The following is a 16,249-nucleotide window of genomic DNA, read 5'->3' as shown; positions in this document are numbered from 1 at the left end:
CATGGATGAGTTGGTCATGTCGGGGTGGTCCGTGGCCTCGCCGTTCGGACTCGGGGCCGGTCCGTTCGCGGCCGGAATCGGCACGGGACGGCAGCCGTCGCCCGTCACGGACGGCGGGCCGTTCGACCGGGCGTATGTCATCCCCGGCTTTGACATTCCCCCCAAACTCGGCGGAAAGAGCACCCGGGGGATGGACCGGGCGACCGGCATCGCGGTGACAGGTGTCGGCATGCTGCTGGAGGAGTACGGCGGCGGGCCCGGCGACCACCCCGAGCGCGTCGGGCTCGTGCTCGGCACCGGGTCGGGGAGCGTCCAGAGCATCGTCGACTTCACCAGGGACTCGATGGTCGGTGAGCGGCCGTACGACGTCGACCCGGCCCGCTTCCCCAACACGGTGATGAACCGTGCCGCCGGGCAGAGCGCCATCTGGTACGGACTGAAGGGGCCGAACGCCACCGTCGCCGGTGGAGCCGTCACCGGCCTGCTCGCCCTCAACTACGCCTCCAGACTGCTGCGGCGGGGCCGATGCGAGACGATCCTGTGCGGCGCGGTCGAGGAGTTCTCCGAACACCGGGGCTGGCTGGCGTGGCACTCCGGTCAGCGGAGCGAGCCGCTGGGCGAGGGCTGCGCGATCTTCCTGCTGGAGTCCCGGGAGAACGCCGTCCGATCCGGGCGGACCCCGCTGGCCACCGTGCTCGGGTCGCGGTTCGCCGCGTTCGGCCACCAGGAGGAGGCGGGGCGGCGGCTGTCGGAGTGCGTCACGGGACTGCTGACGCGTTGCGATCTCGACCCCGCCGACGTGCGCATGGTGGCCACCTCGGAGACGACGGGAACGCTCGGCGAGCAGGAGAGCGCGGGCGTCACCGACGCGATCGGGGGCGCCGCCGTACGGCTGCGCTGCCGGGAGGCACTCGGCGACACGGCCGCCGCGTCCGCGGCGTTCCAGCTCGCCGCCACGCTGGCCGCCGGGCGGGACGAGCCGGCCGGGAGCCTCGCCCTGGTGACGTCCGTTGACTGTGGCGGCGTTGTCGGTTGCACGGCGCTGCGCCTGGAACCCTGCCCGTGACCTGCGGCTCCGGTTCGGAGCCGCCTGATCCCGTGCTTATGAGAGGAACGGAACATGACCGAACAGATCATCACCGCGGTGGACAAGGAAGAGCTGCGCACGCTGATCGCGGCGACGCTCGACGTCGACGTGGCCGAGGTCACCGACGAGGCGCACTTCGTCGAGGATCTCGGGGTGGACTCGCTGATGGCGCTGGAGATCACGGTCAACCTGGAGAAGAAGTACCAGGTGAGAATCGACGAATCCGAGGTCGCCGGAGTGACCACCTTGGAGAGCACGTACGCCCTGCTGGGAGAGTTGCTGCGAAAGGCCGCCGGGTGAGCCGGCCCGCCGCGCTCACGACATCGGCCGTACGGGTCGGTGCCGATGGGGACACGATCACCGCCACGGTGGTCGTCGATCCGGACGAGCCGATGTTCGCCGGCCACTACCCCGGCTTCCCCGTGTTCCCGGCCGTCGGCATGCTGGAGTTCGTCGACCGCGCCCTGCGCGCGTCGTTCGGCGCGGACCTGACGCTGAGCGAGATCGTGAGCGCCCGCTTCCTCAGCCCGGTGCTTCCAGGGGACGAGCTCACCGTGCGGGCCACGCCACGCGACGGCGACTACACCGTGGTGGTCGGCACCGAGCGCGGCGAGTCCGCCCGGCTCCGGCTGCGGTACCGGGAGGCGGCGTGATCGGGGTAGACGAGATCAAACGGTTCATTCCGCACCGGTACCCGATCCTGCTGCTCGACCGGGTCACCGAGGTCTCACCGGGCCGGAGCCTGACCGCGATCAAGGCGGTCACCTGCAACGAGCCGTACTACCGGCGCGTCGGCGCCGACGCGGGCCCCAGGGGCCACCACTACCCGTCGTTGCTGCTCCTGGAGTCGTGGGCGCAGGCCGCCTCGCTGCTCGTCCTGTGGGAGCAGCCCAACCCGGACGTGCTGTCCGGCAAGGTCGTGCTCGGCGGGGTGATGAAGAACGTGCGCTTCCTGCGCCCCGTACTGCCCGGCGAGGTGCTCTCACACCGGGTGCGCCTGGTCCGCCAGGTCGAGGACAGCTCGATCGTGGAGGGGGAGACCCTGGTCGGCTCCGAGGTGGTGCACGAGGCCGGCGCGGTGGTGTCGCTGCGGCCGGCCGAGGTCCTGCGTCAGGCGGCACCGGTGGGAGGCGCGTCGTGACCGGCCGTCCGGTCGCGCTGGTCACCGGCGGATCGCGGGGCATCGGCAGGGCCGTGGTGACCAGGCTCGCCGCCGACGGCTACGACGTGGCTTTCTGCTACCAGTCCAACGCCGAGGCCGCGGACGAGGTGGCGAAGGAGGCGGTCGAGGCGGGAGCGGGGGTGCTGGCCCGTCAGGTGGACGTGACCGACCGCTCCCAGGTGCGCGCGTTCGTCGGCGACGTCGAGGAGGAGTTCGGCCCGGTGCACGCCGTGGTCACCTCCGCGGGGATCACCAGGGACAGGCCGCTGGCGCTGCTGACGGATGAGGACTGGGACCGGGTGCTCACCGTCAACCTCGGCGGTACGCACAACGTGGTGCGGGCCGCGATCTTCCGGATGATGAAACGCAAGCGGGGCGCGGTCGTCACGCTGTCGTCGGTGGCCGGCGTCGCGGGGAACTCCGGCCAGACCAACTACTCCGCCTCCAAGGCGGGCATCATCGGCTTCACCAAGGCGCTGGCCAAGGAGGTCGGCCGTTACGGGATCACCGCGAACGTGGTGGCGCCCGGATTCGTCGAGACCGACATGACCGCCGGCCTGTCCGAGAAGGTCGTCCAGCAGATGGGCGAACGGATCTCCCTGGCCCGTTTCGGCACGCCCGGCGAGGTCGCCGACCTGGTCTCCTTCCTCGCCTCCGGCCGTGCCGCCTACATCACCGGCCAGGTGATCCGCGTCGACGGAGGCATCGCCCTGTGAGGGGTTCGGGAAGGGAGCGAGGGTGAGGTTCTACTTCAGCCTGCGGAGTCCGTACTCCTGGCTGGCACTGCACGACCTGCTGAACGACTACCCCGGCCTGGCCGAACGGCTCGAATGGATTCCGTTCTGGGACCCGGAGGAGTCCATGCTCAGGGAACTGACCGAGGCCGGTGGTGAGTTCGGCTACGCGACCATGCCCAAGGCCAAGCACCTGTACATCCTGCAGGACGTGCGCAGGCTCGCCCGTGACAGGGGACTGCGGACGCGCTGGCCGCTGGACCGGGAGCCGCGCTGGGAGGTGCCGCACCTGGCCTACCTGGTGGCCGCGGACAAGGGCCGGGGCCGGGAGTTCGTCATGCTGGCCTCGGAGATGCGCTGGGAGCGGGGGCTCGACATCTGCGCCCCCGAGGTGGTCGCGGAGATCGCCACCGCGCTCGACCTGCCGGCCGGCGAACTGGCGGAGGCCGCGGACCGGCTCCCGGTTCGCGAGCAGGCCGTACAGGCGCTGCTGTCCGCCTACCGCGACGGCGTGTTCGGAGTCCCGTTCTTCGTCCGTCGCTACGACAAGTACTGGGGAGTCGACAGGCTGGACGCCTTCGCGGGCTCGCTCGGGCTGCGGCCCGCCGCCTCCCTCAACCCGGCCGAGGAACACGCCGGCGGCTGTGGCTGAACAGTATGGCCGGAGTATAGGGCTCCGGCGGAGCATGCAGGAGAGGTGAGCGGGATGAACGGGGTGACGGGATTCGAGGGCTTCATGGCCCGGCTGGGCGACAACGCCGAGCGCTTTCCCGACCGGCGCGCGCTGGTGTTCTGCCGCGACGGCGGCGAGGAGGAGGTGCACACGTACCGGAGCCTCGATCTGGCCGCGCGGTCCGTGGGCGCCTGGTTGGCCACGAAGGTCACACCGGGAGAGCGGGTGCTGCTGTCCTACCCCTCCGGCCTGGGCTTCGTCACGGCGTTCCTGGGATGCCTGCACGCGGGCGCGGTCGCCGTACCCGTCCCCGTACCCGACACCTACCGGCGGCAGTACGACCGCGTCACGGCGGTCTGCCGTGACGCGGAACCGGCTCTCGTGCTGACCGACGCCGACCGTGCCGAGGCGGTGTCCGCCTGGATCAGCCACAGCGGGCTGGGCGTCGAGGTCGCCGTCGTGGGGCGCGGTGAGCCGGGGCGGCGAGCCGAGCTCTCCCGGGACGCGCTGGCGTTCCTGCAGTACACCTCAGGCTCGACCAGCGAGGCCAAGGGCGTGATGGTCAGGCACGGAGACCTCGTGGACAACATCCTGGTGGGCAGCCGGCTGCTCGACCTCACCGAGGGCCCGCGCTTTTGCAGCTGGCTGCCCGTCTACCACGACATGGGCCTGGTGGCGATGATCCTGCTCCCGCTGTACCTCGGCGGGACCACGGTGCTCATGTCGCCCACCGACTTCCTGCGCCGTCCGTGGGTCTGGCTCGACCTGATCGGCAAGTACGGCGCGGAGGTGAGCGCCGCCCCCAACTTCGCCTACGACCTGTGCGCCCGCCGGGTCACCGACCAGCAGGTGCGCGGCATGGACCTGTCGAGCTGGCGGCACGCGTGCAACGGCGCGGAACCCATCGACGCCGGCACCCTGGCCAGGTTCGCCGACCGCTTCGCGGTGGCCGGTCTGAAACCGGAGGCCCTGACGGCCGGGTACGGCATGGCCGAGGCCACGCTGTTCATCTCCGGCACCGCTTCCGGGCGCCCACCGGTCGTGACCAGGGCCGACCCCGGCGCGCTCGCCCGTGACACGCTGCTGCCCGACGACGCGGGCAGGCCGCTGGTCAGCTGCGGCCGCCCGGGGGTGATGGATGTGCGCATCGTGGATCCGGACACCCACGCGGAGCTTCCAGACGGGCGGGTCGGCGAGATCTGGGTCCGCGGTGACGGCGTCGCGTCCGGGTACTGGCGCAAGGAGGAGGAGACGCGGCACTGTTTCGGCGCGACGACCGGATCCGGGGAGAGCGGCTTCCTGCGCACCGGTGACCTGGGCGTGCTCGCCGACGGCGAGCTGTACGTCACCGGCCGGATCAAGGACATGGTCATCGTCAACGGGCGCAACCTCTATCCGCACGACATCGAGCGGGCGGTGGCCGGCCTGGTCCCGGCCATGGAGAACCTGCCGTCCTGCGTGTTCTCCGTCACCGTGCCACACGAGGAGATCGTGATCGTGCAGGAGATCAGGACCCGCGCTGTGACGGAGGAGACGCTGACCCGGCTGGCCGGCGAGATCAGGTCGGCGCTGGGCCGGCGGCTCGGGGTGACGGTGGCCAACGTCTCGTTCGTCCGCCCGGGCACCATCCCCAAGACCACCAGCGGCAAGATCCGGCGGGGTACGGCGCGCGAGCTGTTCGTCTCGGGGAGGCTCGACGCGCGCCACGAGGACCTGTCCGCGGGAGTGATCGGCCACCACCGCGGTGGCGTGTCATGACCTACCGGCCGTTCGCGCTGGCCGAGCGCATCGAGGACGCGCTCGGCGACCCCGCCGACGAGGGGAACGTCTTCTCCGTCTCCCGCTGCCTGGAGCTGGACGGGCGCGAGGAGTTCCCCGAGGACATCTGCGCGCACCTGGACAAGCTGGGCCTGCCACGGTTCTACGTGCCCGTCGAACACGGCGGTGACCTGGACACCTACGAGAACCTGCTCCAGGTGATCCGGACGCTGTCCCGGCGTGACTTCACCGTCGCCCTGGCCCACTGCAAGACCTACCTCGGCTCGGTCGCCACCTGGGTCGCGGGCACGCCCGGCCAGGCGGAGGGCCTGGCCCGGCGGGTACTGCGCGGCGAGGTGGTCTCCCTGGCGCTCACCGAGCGCGACCACGGCAGCGACGTGCTGGCGGGGCGGGTCTCGGCCACCCCGAGCGGCGCCGGGTACCGGATCGACGGCGAGAAGTGGCTGATCAACAACGCCACCCGCGGCGATCTGGTCTGCGTGCTGGCCAGGACCAGTCCCCGGAGCGAGGCACGCTGCCACAGCCTCTTCCTCGTCGACAAGCACCGTCTGCCCTCCGGCGGCTACCACCACCTGCCCAAGGTCAGGACCCACGGGGTACGGGGCGCCGACATCAGCGGCATCCACTTCACCGGGGCGGAGGTCCCCGCGGACGCGATGATCGGAGAACCGGGCGCCGGGCTGGAGATCCTGCTGAAGGGACTGCAGATCACCCGCACGCTGTGCGGGGGGATGTCGCTGGGGATGGGCGAGCACGCGCTACGTTTCGTCGCCGGTTTCGCCGAGCGGCACCGGATGTTCGGCCGCCCGCTGATCGAGCTGCCGCAGACCGCGCGTGTGCTGGCGGAGTCCTACGCGGACCTGATGGTCGCCGAGGCGATGACCCTGGTGTCGACGCGGGCGATCCACACGCTGACCGCGGAGCAGAGTGTGATCTCCGCGGTCGTCAAGTACTACGTGCCCACGATCGTCGACCGTGCCGTCAACCGGCTGGCCAAGGTGCTCGGCGCGCGAGCCCTGCTGACCGACGGACCCTTCCAGAAGCTTCAGCGGGACCACCGGATCGTCGGCATCTTCGACGGCAACACGCTCGTCAACCTCAACGCGGTGGTCAACCAGTTCTCCGGCCTGGTGCGGGGATACCGGCGGGAACGGGTCGACCACGACGGCCTGGACGTCGCGGCCGGGCTCGACCTGGCGGTGCCCGCGTTCGAGCCGGACAGGCTGAGCCTGCTGTCTCGCGGCGGCTGCAGCCTGGTGCAGGACCTGCCCGCGCGCACCGGCGCCGCGATGGACGCGGCCCCGGAACACCTGGGCAGGCTGCGCCGCTACGCGGACGGGCTGCACGCCGAGCTCGCCCGCTGCCGTCCGGTCGCCCGGGACGTCCCGCCGGAGATGTTCGACCTGGCCAGGAGATACGCGGCGGGTTACGCCGCGGCGGCCTGCCTGCGGATGTGGGCCGACAACGGCCTGGACACGCTGTGGCTGCGGGTGTGCCTGGCCCGCGTGCTGGGCGGGAGGGACGAGGCCGTGGACCGGCTGCTGCCCGTCCTGCGGGAACGGCTCGACGACAGGCGGCCGCTCTCGCTGCTGGCGTACCGATCGACTCATTAGGAGCTGCCATCTATGTCGCCTGACACCATTCGCATGTGGTTACGCGAGCGCGTCGCCTTCTACGTGGAGCGCGATCCCGAGGAGATCGACCCCGATGTCGAGCTCGTCGAGATCGGGCTCGACTCGGTCTTCGCGATGAGCCTCAGCGGTGACATCGAGGACGAGTTCGGGGTCTTCGTCGAGCCGACGGTCGCCTGGGACCATCCCACGGTCAACGCGCTGACCGGTTACCTGCACGATGTGGTCGTGACCATCTGATGGACGGCCTCCGCGAGCTTTCGGTCGGCCAGCAGGCGATGTGGTTCCTGCAGCGGCTCGCCCCCGGCAGCACCGCCTACACGATGATGGTGGCGGTCCGCGTCCGCGGCCCGCTGGACGTGGCGCGCCTGCGCCGTGCGACGGACGCCGTCGTGGCCAGGCACGAGATGCTTCGCTCGGTGTTCGCCGAGGTCGACGGGGTGCCGTACCGGGAGGTCGCGGACCTGCCGTCGCCGCTGACGGTGATCGACGTGGGCCCGGTGGAGGAGGAGGTGCTCCACGAGCGGGTGACGCGGGCCGGCAAGGCCCCGTTCGACCTGGGCCGGACCGGGGCCTTCCGCGTCACGCTGGTGCGCCGGACCCCGGACGACGCCGTGCTGATGCTCGTGGCGCACCACATCGTGAGCGACGCGATGTCCCAGTGGCTGGTCCTGCGTGACCTGCTGTGGGCCTACGAGGAAGGGGACGACCCCGGCTGGCCGGAGCTCACCCGCACGTTCGACGACTACGTGCGCGCCGAACAGGACCTGCTGGCCTCTCCCAGAAGACCGCGTCTGGAGCGTCACTGGCGTGAGGTGTGCGCAGGGGCGACCGCGGCGCGGCTGCCCACCGACCGCCCGCGCCCGGCCAGGCCGTCGTTGCGGGGGGCGGCGACCGTCGTGTCGTTCTCCGAACGGACGGGCGCGCGGCTGATCGAGGACTCGCGCGCGGCGGGGGTCACGCCGTTCGCCACGGTGTTCGCGGCGCTGCAGGCGGTGCTCCACCGGTACGTCGGAACCGGCGACTTCCTCGTCGGCTGCCCCGCCAGCACACGTTTCGGCGGCGGCATGCGCAACGTGGTCGGTTACTTCGCCAACACGCTCCCGATCCGGGCGAACCTCACCCCGGAGACGACGTTCGGACAGGCGGCGGTCGCGGCGCACCAGGGGATGGTCCGCGCCATGGCGAACGCCGCGCTGCCCTCCGCGCTCATCGGCGACCTGTCGCCGAACCGGGCGCCGCTGTTCCACGTCGCGGTCAACCTGCTGTCGATGGACGCGATGGACCCCGCGCTCCCGCTGGCCGTCGACGGTTCGGTCGAGGGGCCGGAGACGACCTTCCGCGGCCTGCGGCTGGCCGCCTACGACGTATCCCAGATGGAAGGTCAGTTCGATCTGACGGTGGATGTTCGTAAGGCGGCCTCCGTTTTCACGGCGGTCGTCAAATACGACACCGACCTGTTCGACGCCCCGACGGTCGAACGATTCGCCGCGCACTTCCGCCGGGCGGTGGAATCAAACGTTCCAAACCTTCCCGTCGGCCGTCTCTCGCTGGTGGACGAAAGTGAGGCGCGGCTTCTGCTCGCGCTGGGCACGGCATAAGACCCCCGGAGGCAGGCCGTCATTAATGAATTCAACTGCCTCCCCGGCCTGGTGGCGGCCGGGTGGGCGATCGGTGGACTTTAACGGATGCCCATTTCCAGTCACGCTGCACAATGGTAATATAAGGGCCCTGACTTATTACCGGAATATAGTTCGGGAAAATCTGAGCCCGGCTCATATGTGATTGCGTTAAGTTTCGGAAACATGTGTCTGCTTGACGTTTGACTTCGGCGTCCAAGATTCCAGGTCATGACCGAAATATATTACCTGCTGGTATGTCTGGAAGGTAGCCGGAGGAGTCCGCGTGCGAAATGAATCGATTTTCGACGCCATCGTGGAGCAGGTGGAAGAAAGGCCCTGTCAGAACGCCGTTGTCCTGGAGGACGGAGACGGCCGCGAGCACCACATCGGCTACCTCGAACTGCATCTGCTGGCCACGTCACTGGCGGCCTGGTTACAGAGCGTGTGCCGGCCCGGGGACCGGGTCCTGCTGTGCTATCCGACGGGGATCGAGTTCACCAGGAGCCTGCTGGCGTGCCTCTACGCGGACGTCGTCCCCGTGCCCGTACCGCTTCCCGGCCGGACCGACCACCACCTCAGCACGATCACCGGGATCGCGCTCGACGCCGAGGCGTGCCTGGTCCTGACCGACGCCGCGCACTCCGACGAGGTGTACGTCTGGCTGACCCACGACGATCTCGGCATCCACGAGTGCGTCGCCACCGACGTCATCGAGTTCGAGGACGCCTCGGACTGGGTGGAGCCGCTCAGGAAGGGCGAGGACCAGGCGCTGCTGCAGTACACCGTCGGCCCCGGAGGCGGCCCGATCGGCATCACGGTCTCGCACGCCAACGTCCTGCACAACTGCGCCCTGATCGCCGCGGCCTACGGGCTCGGCTCCGGTGTGCGCTCCGGCGGCTGGCTGCCCCTGCACCACTCGATGGGCCTGATCGCCCTGCTCCTGGCACCGCTGATCAGCGGCGGCACCGCGGTGCTGATGCCCCCCGAGACCTTCTGCGCCGACCCGATCAGGTGGTTGCGGCTGATCGACCGGCACGACGTGAGGTTCAGCGTCTCACCCACCTTCGGCTACGGACTGTGCGTCAGCGAGATCACCGACGACCAGCTCGCGGGGCTGGACCTGTCACGGTGGCGGCACGCGCTGCTGGTGGAGATGACGGGCGCCTCCCCGGCCGAGGCGCGCACCGTCGAGCTCTTCGCCGAGCGCCTGCGCACCGCGGGCCTGCGTGCCGAGGCGCTGCGAACCTCGTACGGCCTGGCGGAGGCCACCCTGCTGACCGCCGTCGGCGCCCCCGGAGGGGCGGTCGAGGCCAGGTGCTTCGACTCCCGGGCGCTCGACAGGAATCTCCTCATCCCCACCTCGGACACGCAGGGACCGCGGCTGCTGGGCCTCGGCGTGGTCCCCGAGCCCGACCTGCGGATCGTCGACCCGGTCACCGCCGGCGCGCTTCCCGAAGGCAGGATCGGCGAGATCTGGGTGCGCGGACCGCGCGTCGTGCCAGGTTACTGGCGCAAGGAACGTCTCACCGGGGAACGGTTCGACCAGGTCACCGCGGACGGGGAGAAAGGCTTCGTGCGGAGCGGGAACCTGGGGGCGATCGTCCGCGGCGAGCTGTACGTGACGGGGCTGATGCGGGATGTGTCGAGGTACGGCGGCCGCTACCTCGACCTCGGCAGGGTGGAGCGCGCGATCGTCGGCGGCGGCTCCATCGTGGCCTGCAGCGCCTTCCCGGCGCCGGCGGACCGCGACGAGATCATCGTGGTCGCGCAACCGGCCCGCGCGGAAACGGACGAGGGCTCGTCGCCGCTGATCCGCGAGGTGCGGGACATTCTCGCGCTGCGTTTCGGTGTCCACCGCACAAAGGTGGTGCTCGTCAAACCGGGGCAGGTGCAGGTGATGCCGGACGGGGAGGTCAACCGGCAGCTGACGAGGGAGCTGTTCGTCGCCAACGCGCTGGACATCGTCTACGCCGATGTCGCCAGGGAGTTCTTCTTCGAGGAGGTCGCGGCCCTTCCCGGGACCCGCGAGGCGGAGGGCTCGGCTCTGACCTGACCGCGCGGACGGCTCCGGACAACCGGACAGCCGGCGAGCGGGGTCAGGAGGGCCGACGGGCCGAGGCGCCGTCGCCCGCCGTCGGAGAGCGGCCGATCCATCCGCCGCCCTCCGTGGCGGGACGTCACCGGCGCTCCAGATTGGTCATGCGGGTGGCGATCCGGTCGGCGGCGGGATCACGCATCACGTCGACCACCCGCCCGTCGGCCAGGAACATCACGACGTCGGCGTAGGAGGCGGCGACGGGGTCGTGCGTCACCATGATCACCGTGCGGTGGTGCTGGTCCACCACGCCACGCAGCAGTTCGAGCACCTCCCGGCCGCTGCTGGTGTCCAGCGCGCCGGTGGGTTCGTCGGCGAACAGCACGTCGGGCTTGGTGATCAGCGCGCGGGCGATCGCGACCCGTTGCTGCTGGCCGCCGGACAACTCCCCGGGCCGGTGCGCGGCGCGCTCGGCGAGTCCGACCGAGGTCAGGGCCCAGTCGACCTCCGCGTCGCTGGGGGTGCGCCCGCCGAGCAGCAGCGGAAGCCGTACGTTCTGCGCCGCGGTCAGCGCGCTGATCAGGTTGAAGGCCTGGAACACGAAGCCGATCCGCTCCCTGCGCAGCAGGGTGAGCTGGTCCTCGTTCAGCGTGGCCAGATCGACGTCGGTGAGCATGACCTGCCCCGAGTCCGGCCGGTCCAGTCCCGCGGCGCACTGCAGCAGCGTGGACTTACCCGACCCCGACGGGCCCATCACGGCGGTGAAACTGCCGGCGGGGAAGGAGAAGCTCAGATCGGCCAGCGCGGTCACCCGGGCCGCGCCGGAACCGTACACCTTGGTCACGGACCGCAGATCGACGGCCAGATCCATGGCAATCACCTTTCTCGTGGTCACTCGGCTGCCACGGCGCGGCCGATGGCGGAGGTTTTCAGGGTCGCCCTGGCCGTCAGGGTGGTGGCGGCCACCGCGAGCAGGGCGCTGGTGGCGGTGAGCGCACCCACCGGCGCCCACGGGATCGCCAGCGAGGCGGCGGGCTCCAGCTGGGTCAGCGCGCTGAGCAGCCCGGCGAAGTTGAGCGAGGAGGCCGCCACGGCCAGCACCGTCCCGACCGCCACCACCAGGACCGACTCGGCCAGCAGCGAGAGCACCGCCTGCCGCGAGGTGGCCCCGGCCAGGCGCAGCATGACCAGATCCCGTCTACGGCCGGACGCCGCCATCACCATCGTGTTGACGATCGAGATGCAGCTGTAGACCACGGAGATGCCGAGCGTCACCATCATGCCGATCACGCTGGTGCCCTGGTCGCTGTTCCGGGAGACGGCGACCCATTCGGCCCTGGTCAGCACCTGCACGCCCTGCCCGGCGGTCTTCTCGCGCAACGGTCCGGCTCCACCGGGGGAGGTCTTCACGTAGGCCACCTCCGGCGTGCTCCGTCCGGCGTGGGAGGCGTCCAGGTAGAAGTCGGCGCCGCCGATCCCGCTCCTCAGCACCGCGGCGACCTTCAGCCGGACCGGCTTCCCGCCGGCCGGCGTGACCTCGACGCGCTGGCCGACGCGGCGCTCCCAGTCCTCGGTCACCACGATGGCGTCCTGGCCCAGGTTCTTCAGCGATCCGGCGACCACCGGGAGGTCCGTCGTCGCGGCGAGCATGGCGGGAGCGGTGGCGTAGCCCGACAACTCCTCGACGGTGCCGAACTCGTCGGCCGCGCTGACGGTCACCGGCGTGAGCGCGGCGATCTGGGCACCCGCGACGGAGCGTGCCCGCTCCAGCGCCTCCGGGCGGATACCGGTGGAGCCGTCGGGAACGAGCACGTGGTCGGCGCGGAGCTGGGCGGCCGTCTCGGCCGACCGGGCCTGGCCGATCGTCTCAAGCGCGCCGAGCAGGGTGATCGACAGCCCGACGGTGAGGAGGATCGGGATGGCCGTCGCGGCCGTGCGCCGGACCATGGTGAGGGCGTTCTCCCGCACCAGGAGGCCGACCGCGCTGCCGCCGCGAGCCCACGGCCAGGTCAGCAGCCGGATCACCGGAGGGATGAGGGCAGGGGCCAGCAGGGCGGCCGCCGCGATCGGCATCAGCAGCACCCAGAGGTACACCACGGGAACACCGGATATGCCCGGCATGGCGACCGTGATGACGGCCATCCCCATGATCGCGATGGCCAGGAAGCCCAGGCCGAACAGCGTGCGCGGCGAGCGGAGGCCGCGTGAGAGCGGCGTGTCCATGGCGGACTCGCGCAGAGTCTCGGTCGGCCGTACGGTGGCCGCGCGGCGGGAGGCGGCCGAGACGCCCAGCGTCGCGACCCCGAGACCCATCAGGCACGAGAGCAGGAGCGGCACGGGCGAGACGGCGACCTGGAACCAGGACGGCGCGATGTCCCCCGCCACCAGCGTGGCGGCCAGCGCCGGGGCACCGGCCAGGCTGAGCAGGCAGCCGACGACGCAGGCGACCGTGCCGAGCAGCAGCGCCTCGGCCAGGATCATCCGGCGAACCTGGCGCGGGGTGGCCCCGACCAGGCGTAGCAGGGCCAGCTCGCGCGTGCGCTGGATCACCGCGAAGGCGAACGTGGAGGCCACCACGAAGACGGTGACGAACCCCGCCACGCCCGCCGAGACGCTCAGGAGCACCACGGTCCCCGTCAGGACGGCGCGCGCCCGCTCGTAATTCGCGAGGGCGGAACTCATCACCAACGCGATGGTGGCGATGATCCCGACGCCGAGAGAAAGCGAGAGAAAGGTTCCCGAGAATGTGATCCATCGTGCACGAAGCGTGCTCAGTGCGACGCTTATCACTCGCGAACCTCCATTGTCGACGCCAGGGGGTGGCGGATCCGTCAGGTGATGATTCTGGATCGTGCACCACTGCCGGCGTATATGCGCCGCACGTCGCGAATCAGATTGAGCCTTTTGAGCCAGCGATCGTTTCCATCGTATCTGGCGGAGAACGGCTCGCGGCCGTGAACGATCCGGTAGTTGTCGACGAATATCGCCTCCCCCGGTCGCAGCACGATTCTCTCCACCGCCTCGCAGAGCAGGCCGTGCATCACCGTGATCGCCTCCGCCGCCCGCCCGGCCTCCTGGTCGGCCGTCATGAAGTCCCTGTCGAAGCGCAGGTAGGAACGCTCGGCCGGACCGAAGACCACCGGGCCGACGGTGCTGCGGCGGCCGGCGAGCCCGCCGCCGTCGACCACGTTGAGGATCTCCCCGGTGTGGGAGTCGTCCGGATAGAACCTGAAGGACTCCTCGGACAGCGCCTCGCGCAGCTCACCGGGGAAGTCCAGCGCGTCGAACCGGGTGATGGTGGTGCCCACCTCGTCGGGGTTGCGCAGGCAGAACAGCGACACGTAGTCGCAGCGGAAGGGGTGGAAGACGTCCTCGGTGTGCAGCGTCAGGGGCTCCGTGCTGCTGGCGCTGGTCAGCGACCGCTCCATGCCCGGAGTGGGGACCACGTCGTGCACCAGGCGCCCGTCCTGCTGGTTGGCCCAGCCGAACGGCTCGCCGAGCACGGCTCCGACCAGCAGCAGCACGAGCTCCTCCCGCCGCCCCGCGCCGTTCTTGGCGGCCATGTCCCAGCCCGCCGGGGTCGGCGCGAGAGCGGGGTCGACCGGCAGGCCGGACACGAGCGCCACGTCCGCCTCCGCCGCGCGCACGTCGGCCAGGAACCGGCGCAGCCGCAGCGGCAGGCCGTGCGCGACGGAGCCCGCCTGCTCGGCGAACCGCAGGGGATCCCACGACGTCCAGTCCGCCAGCACGTCGTCGACGAGCCTGTCGACCTGCGCCCGTTCCTGCGCCGTCAAAAGGAAATTCTCCACGCTGGTCCTCCCGATGGGTCGCCGTATGGCCGCGCCCGGGCTGTTGCCTTTCAACGGGCGATATGCGAGTGAATGCTGCCTGCGGGAGGATCCGATTTCAATGTTTCCGCTGAATATAGAAGAACTATAGTCGCGCACGGAACGCTCGTCGGTGGAATCGGCCGCCGTGCCGGTGTCCGGTGCTTCATTTCCGGGCGGACGGCACTGATTCTCCGTGACCCCTGTATTCCGGTGGAGGAGAGCGACATGAGCACGGAAGCGTCGGACTTCAGCGCGCGACGGGACGAGCTCATCCGGTTGCGTCTGGCCGAGAAGAAGGGGACGCGGGGAGGCCGCATCCCCCGGGCCGACCGAGAGGGGCCGATCGGGCTCTCCTCCGGGCAGCAGCAGATGTGGTTCCTCAACCGCCTCGACCCGGGCAGCCCGGAGTACCTGGTTCCGCTGGCGTTGCGGCTGCGCGGCCGGCTCGACCACGGCTCGCTGGAGCGTGCCTGGCGGGAGGTCATCGCCAGGCACGAGAGCCTGCGTACCCGTTACGTGCTCGTCGGGGAGGACCCGACCCAGGTGATCGACGAGCCGTACGCCGTGCGCCTGCCCGTCGACGACCTGCACGGCGTGGACGGGGAGGGGATGCTGGATGCCGTGGGGGCCGTGGTGGCGACCTCGTTCGACCTGGCCGCGGAGTGGCCCGCGCGGGCCCGCCTGCTCCGGCTGGCCGACGACGACCACGTGCTCGTCCTGGTGCTCCACCACATCGCCTGTGACGCGTGGTCCCTCGCCGTCGTCGTCGGGGAACTGGCCGAGCTCTACAGCGCCTTCACCGAGGGGTCGCCCTCCCCGCTCGCACCGCTTGAGACGCAGTACGCCGACTACGCCGCCTGGGAGAGCGGTCGCTCCTTCGACCGTTCGCTCGCCTACTGGCGCGAGCGGCTCGCCGACCTGCGCCCGCTCGACCTGCCCACCGACCGCCCCCGGCCCGCCACCAGGGTCTGGACCGGCGACGTCGACACGTTCGAGATTCCGGCCCCGCTCGCCGAGCGGCTGCGGGAGGTGGCCCGGCGGCACGGCTCGACTCTCTTCACCGTGCTGCTGACCGCCTTCAAGCTGCTGCTGTCGCGTCACACCGGCCTGAACGACATCCCCGTCGGCACCATGGTCTCCGGCCGCACCCGGCCCGAGCTGCAGGGGCTCGTCGGATACTGCATCAACAGCCTCGTCGTGCGCTCCCGCTGGGAGGGGGACCCGGCCTTCGCCGACCTGCTCGCCCAGGTCAGGAACACGGTGCTGGAGGCGTTCGACCACCAGGACGTGCCCTTCGCCCAGCTGGTGGACGAACTGCAGCCGGAGCGCGACCTGTCCCGCACGCCGCTGTTCCAGGTCGCCTTCACCTTCGAGCCGGCCTCGGACGGACCGGCCTGGACCGGGCTTGAGGTCGCCCCGCTGCCCGGCCGCTCCCGTGTGTCGCGCTTCGACCTCACCCTCCTCGTCAAGGAGGCGCCGGACGGCTCGCTGAGCGCGACGATCGAGTACGTGCCCGACCTGTTCGACCGGGCCCGGGTGACCCGGATGGGTGGCCACCTCCTCCGCCTGCTCGACGGCGTGGCCGACGACCCCGGTGCGCGGGTCTCACACCTGGAACTGCTCGGCGCCGACGAACTCGCCGTCGTGCTGCCCACCGCTGAGGTGGGGGGTGTTTCGCGGTGTGTGCATGAGGTGT

15 protein-coding genes are annotated in these 16,249 nt (G+C 70.7%); 12 read left to right on the top strand and 3 right to left on the bottom strand.

Annotation, left to right across the window (positions count from 1 at the left end):
- Position 1: 1 nt before the first annotated feature.
- From ACFOYY_RS33670 to ACFOYY_RS33620, 11 genes are all read left to right on the top strand, one after another.
- A complete protein-coding gene (locus ACFOYY_RS33670) occupies positions 2 to 1,066 on the top strand; it encodes a beta-ketoacyl synthase N-terminal-like domain-containing protein (protein WP_386195131.1) in 1,065 nt (354 codons plus the stop codon).
- Between the two features lie 54 nt (positions 1,067 to 1,120).
- Complete coding sequence (locus tag ACFOYY_RS33665; protein WP_352015735.1) at positions 1,121 to 1,387, top strand: acyl carrier protein; 267 nt, start codon at positions 1,121 to 1,123, stop codon at positions 1,385 to 1,387.
- A complete protein-coding gene (locus tag ACFOYY_RS33660; protein ID WP_362918299.1) occupies positions 1,384 to 1,740 on the top strand; it encodes a 3-hydroxyacyl-ACP dehydratase FabZ family protein in 357 nt (118 codons plus the stop codon). Before ACFOYY_RS33665 ends, ACFOYY_RS33660 begins: the two co-directional genes overlap by 4 nt.
- Complete coding sequence (locus ACFOYY_RS33655; RefSeq protein ID WP_386195129.1) at positions 1,737 to 2,228, top strand: 3-hydroxyacyl-ACP dehydratase FabZ family protein; 492 nt, start codon at positions 1,737 to 1,739, stop codon at positions 2,226 to 2,228. The genes ACFOYY_RS33660 and ACFOYY_RS33655 overlap by 4 nt, the downstream gene beginning before the upstream one ends.
- Positions 2,225 to 2,965, top strand: coding sequence for a 3-oxoacyl-[acyl-carrier-protein] reductase (gene fabG, locus ACFOYY_RS33650; protein WP_362771999.1), 741 nt, complete (start codon positions 2,225 to 2,227; stop codon positions 2,963 to 2,965). Before ACFOYY_RS33655 ends, fabG begins: the two co-directional genes overlap by 4 nt.
- A gap of 22 nt (positions 2,966 to 2,987) precedes the next feature.
- Positions 2,988 to 3,635: a 2-hydroxychromene-2-carboxylate isomerase gene (locus ACFOYY_RS33645; RefSeq protein WP_386195126.1), complete on the top strand. Its 648-nt coding sequence runs from the start codon at positions 2,988 to 2,990 to the stop codon at positions 3,633 to 3,635.
- 54 nt (positions 3,636 to 3,689) lie between these two features.
- Entirely contained in the window at positions 3,690 to 5,414 is a 1,725-nt protein-coding gene (locus ACFOYY_RS33640; RefSeq protein WP_362772003.1) for a fatty acyl-AMP ligase, read from the top strand.
- Positions 5,411 to 7,048, top strand: a complete 1,638-nt coding sequence (locus ACFOYY_RS33635; protein ID WP_352015729.1) for an acyl-CoA dehydrogenase family protein — start codon at positions 5,411 to 5,413, stop codon at positions 7,046 to 7,048. The genes ACFOYY_RS33640 and ACFOYY_RS33635 overlap by 4 nt, the downstream gene beginning before the upstream one ends.
- Before the next feature lie 12 nt (positions 7,049 to 7,060).
- The gene (locus tag ACFOYY_RS33630; protein ID WP_352015728.1) at positions 7,061 to 7,306 is read left to right on the top strand and encodes an acyl carrier protein; all 246 of its coding nucleotides are present in this window, start codon (positions 7,061 to 7,063) and stop codon (positions 7,304 to 7,306) included.
- Positions 7,306 to 8,667: a condensation domain-containing protein gene (locus ACFOYY_RS33625; RefSeq protein ID WP_386195124.1), complete on the top strand. Its 1,362-nt coding sequence runs from the start codon at positions 7,306 to 7,308 to the stop codon at positions 8,665 to 8,667. Before ACFOYY_RS33630 ends, ACFOYY_RS33625 begins: the two co-directional genes overlap by 1 nt.
- Before the next feature lie 304 nt (positions 8,668 to 8,971).
- A complete protein-coding gene (locus ACFOYY_RS33620) occupies positions 8,972 to 10,741 on the top strand; it encodes an AMP-binding protein (protein ID WP_352015726.1) in 1,770 nt (589 codons plus the stop codon).
- Positions 10,742 to 10,865: 124 nt separating this feature from the next.
- Here the strand turns inward: ACFOYY_RS33620 and ACFOYY_RS33615 are convergent, their stop codons facing one another.
- The 3 genes from ACFOYY_RS33615 to ACFOYY_RS33605 all read right to left on the bottom strand — a co-directional run bounded on the left by ACFOYY_RS33615 (position 10,866) and on the right by ACFOYY_RS33605 (position 14,532).
- The gene (locus ACFOYY_RS33615) at positions 10,866 to 11,594 is read right to left on the bottom strand and encodes an ABC transporter ATP-binding protein (protein WP_352015725.1); all 729 of its coding nucleotides are present in this window, start codon (positions 11,592 to 11,594) and stop codon (positions 10,866 to 10,868) included.
- 20 nt (positions 11,595 to 11,614) lie between these two features.
- The gene (locus tag ACFOYY_RS33610; RefSeq protein ID WP_386195121.1) at positions 11,615 to 13,405 is read right to left on the bottom strand and encodes an ABC transporter permease; all 1,791 of its coding nucleotides are present in this window, start codon (positions 13,403 to 13,405) and stop codon (positions 11,615 to 11,617) included.
- A 149-nt stretch (positions 13,406 to 13,554) separates the two neighbouring features.
- Positions 13,555 to 14,532, bottom strand: coding sequence for a hypothetical protein (locus tag ACFOYY_RS33605; RefSeq protein ID WP_352015724.1), 978 nt, complete (start codon positions 14,530 to 14,532; stop codon positions 13,555 to 13,557).
- A gap of 246 nt (positions 14,533 to 14,778) precedes the next feature.
- Here ACFOYY_RS33605 and ACFOYY_RS33600 point away from each other — a divergent pair.
- Positions 14,779 to 16,249 (top strand): condensation domain-containing protein (locus tag ACFOYY_RS33600; RefSeq protein ID WP_386195118.1); only part of this gene is annotated, 1,471 nt, incomplete at its 3' end.

The sequence above is a fragment of the Streptosporangium jomthongense genome, assembly GCF_042650425.1.
Classification (GTDB): domain Bacteria; phylum Actinomycetota; class Actinomycetes; order Streptosporangiales; family Streptosporangiaceae; genus Streptosporangium.
Note: the sequence above shows the minus strand (reverse complement) of the source record. Positions and strands in the feature narration are given on the sequence as shown.

Excerpts from the sequence above, each read along its gene's own strand:
- ACFOYY_RS33670 (WP_386195131.1), top strand. The coding sequence starts at position 2 with ATGGATGAGTTGGTCATGTCGGGGTGGTCCGTGGCCTCGCCGTTCGGA.
- ACFOYY_RS33610 (WP_386195121.1), bottom strand. The coding sequence starts at position 13,405 with ATGAGTTCCGCCCTCGCGAATTACGAGCGGGCGCGCGCCGTCCTGACG.
- ACFOYY_RS33625 (WP_386195124.1), top strand. The coding sequence starts at position 7,306 with ATGGACGGCCTCCGCGAGCTTTCGGTCGGCCAGCAGGCGATGTGGTTC.
- ACFOYY_RS33635 (WP_352015729.1), top strand. The coding sequence starts at position 5,411 with ATGACCTACCGGCCGTTCGCGCTGGCCGAGCGCATCGAGGACGCGCTC.
- ACFOYY_RS33630 (WP_352015728.1), top strand. The coding sequence starts at position 7,061 with ATGTCGCCTGACACCATTCGCATGTGGTTACGCGAGCGCGTCGCCTTC.
- ACFOYY_RS33665 (WP_352015735.1), top strand. The coding sequence starts at position 1,121 with ATGACCGAACAGATCATCACCGCGGTGGACAAGGAAGAGCTGCGCACG.
- ACFOYY_RS33615 (WP_352015725.1), bottom strand. The coding sequence starts at position 11,594 with ATGGATCTGGCCGTCGATCTGCGGTCCGTGACCAAGGTGTACGGTTCC.
- ACFOYY_RS33640 (WP_362772003.1), top strand. The coding sequence starts at position 3,690 with ATGAACGGGGTGACGGGATTCGAGGGCTTCATGGCCCGGCTGGGCGAC.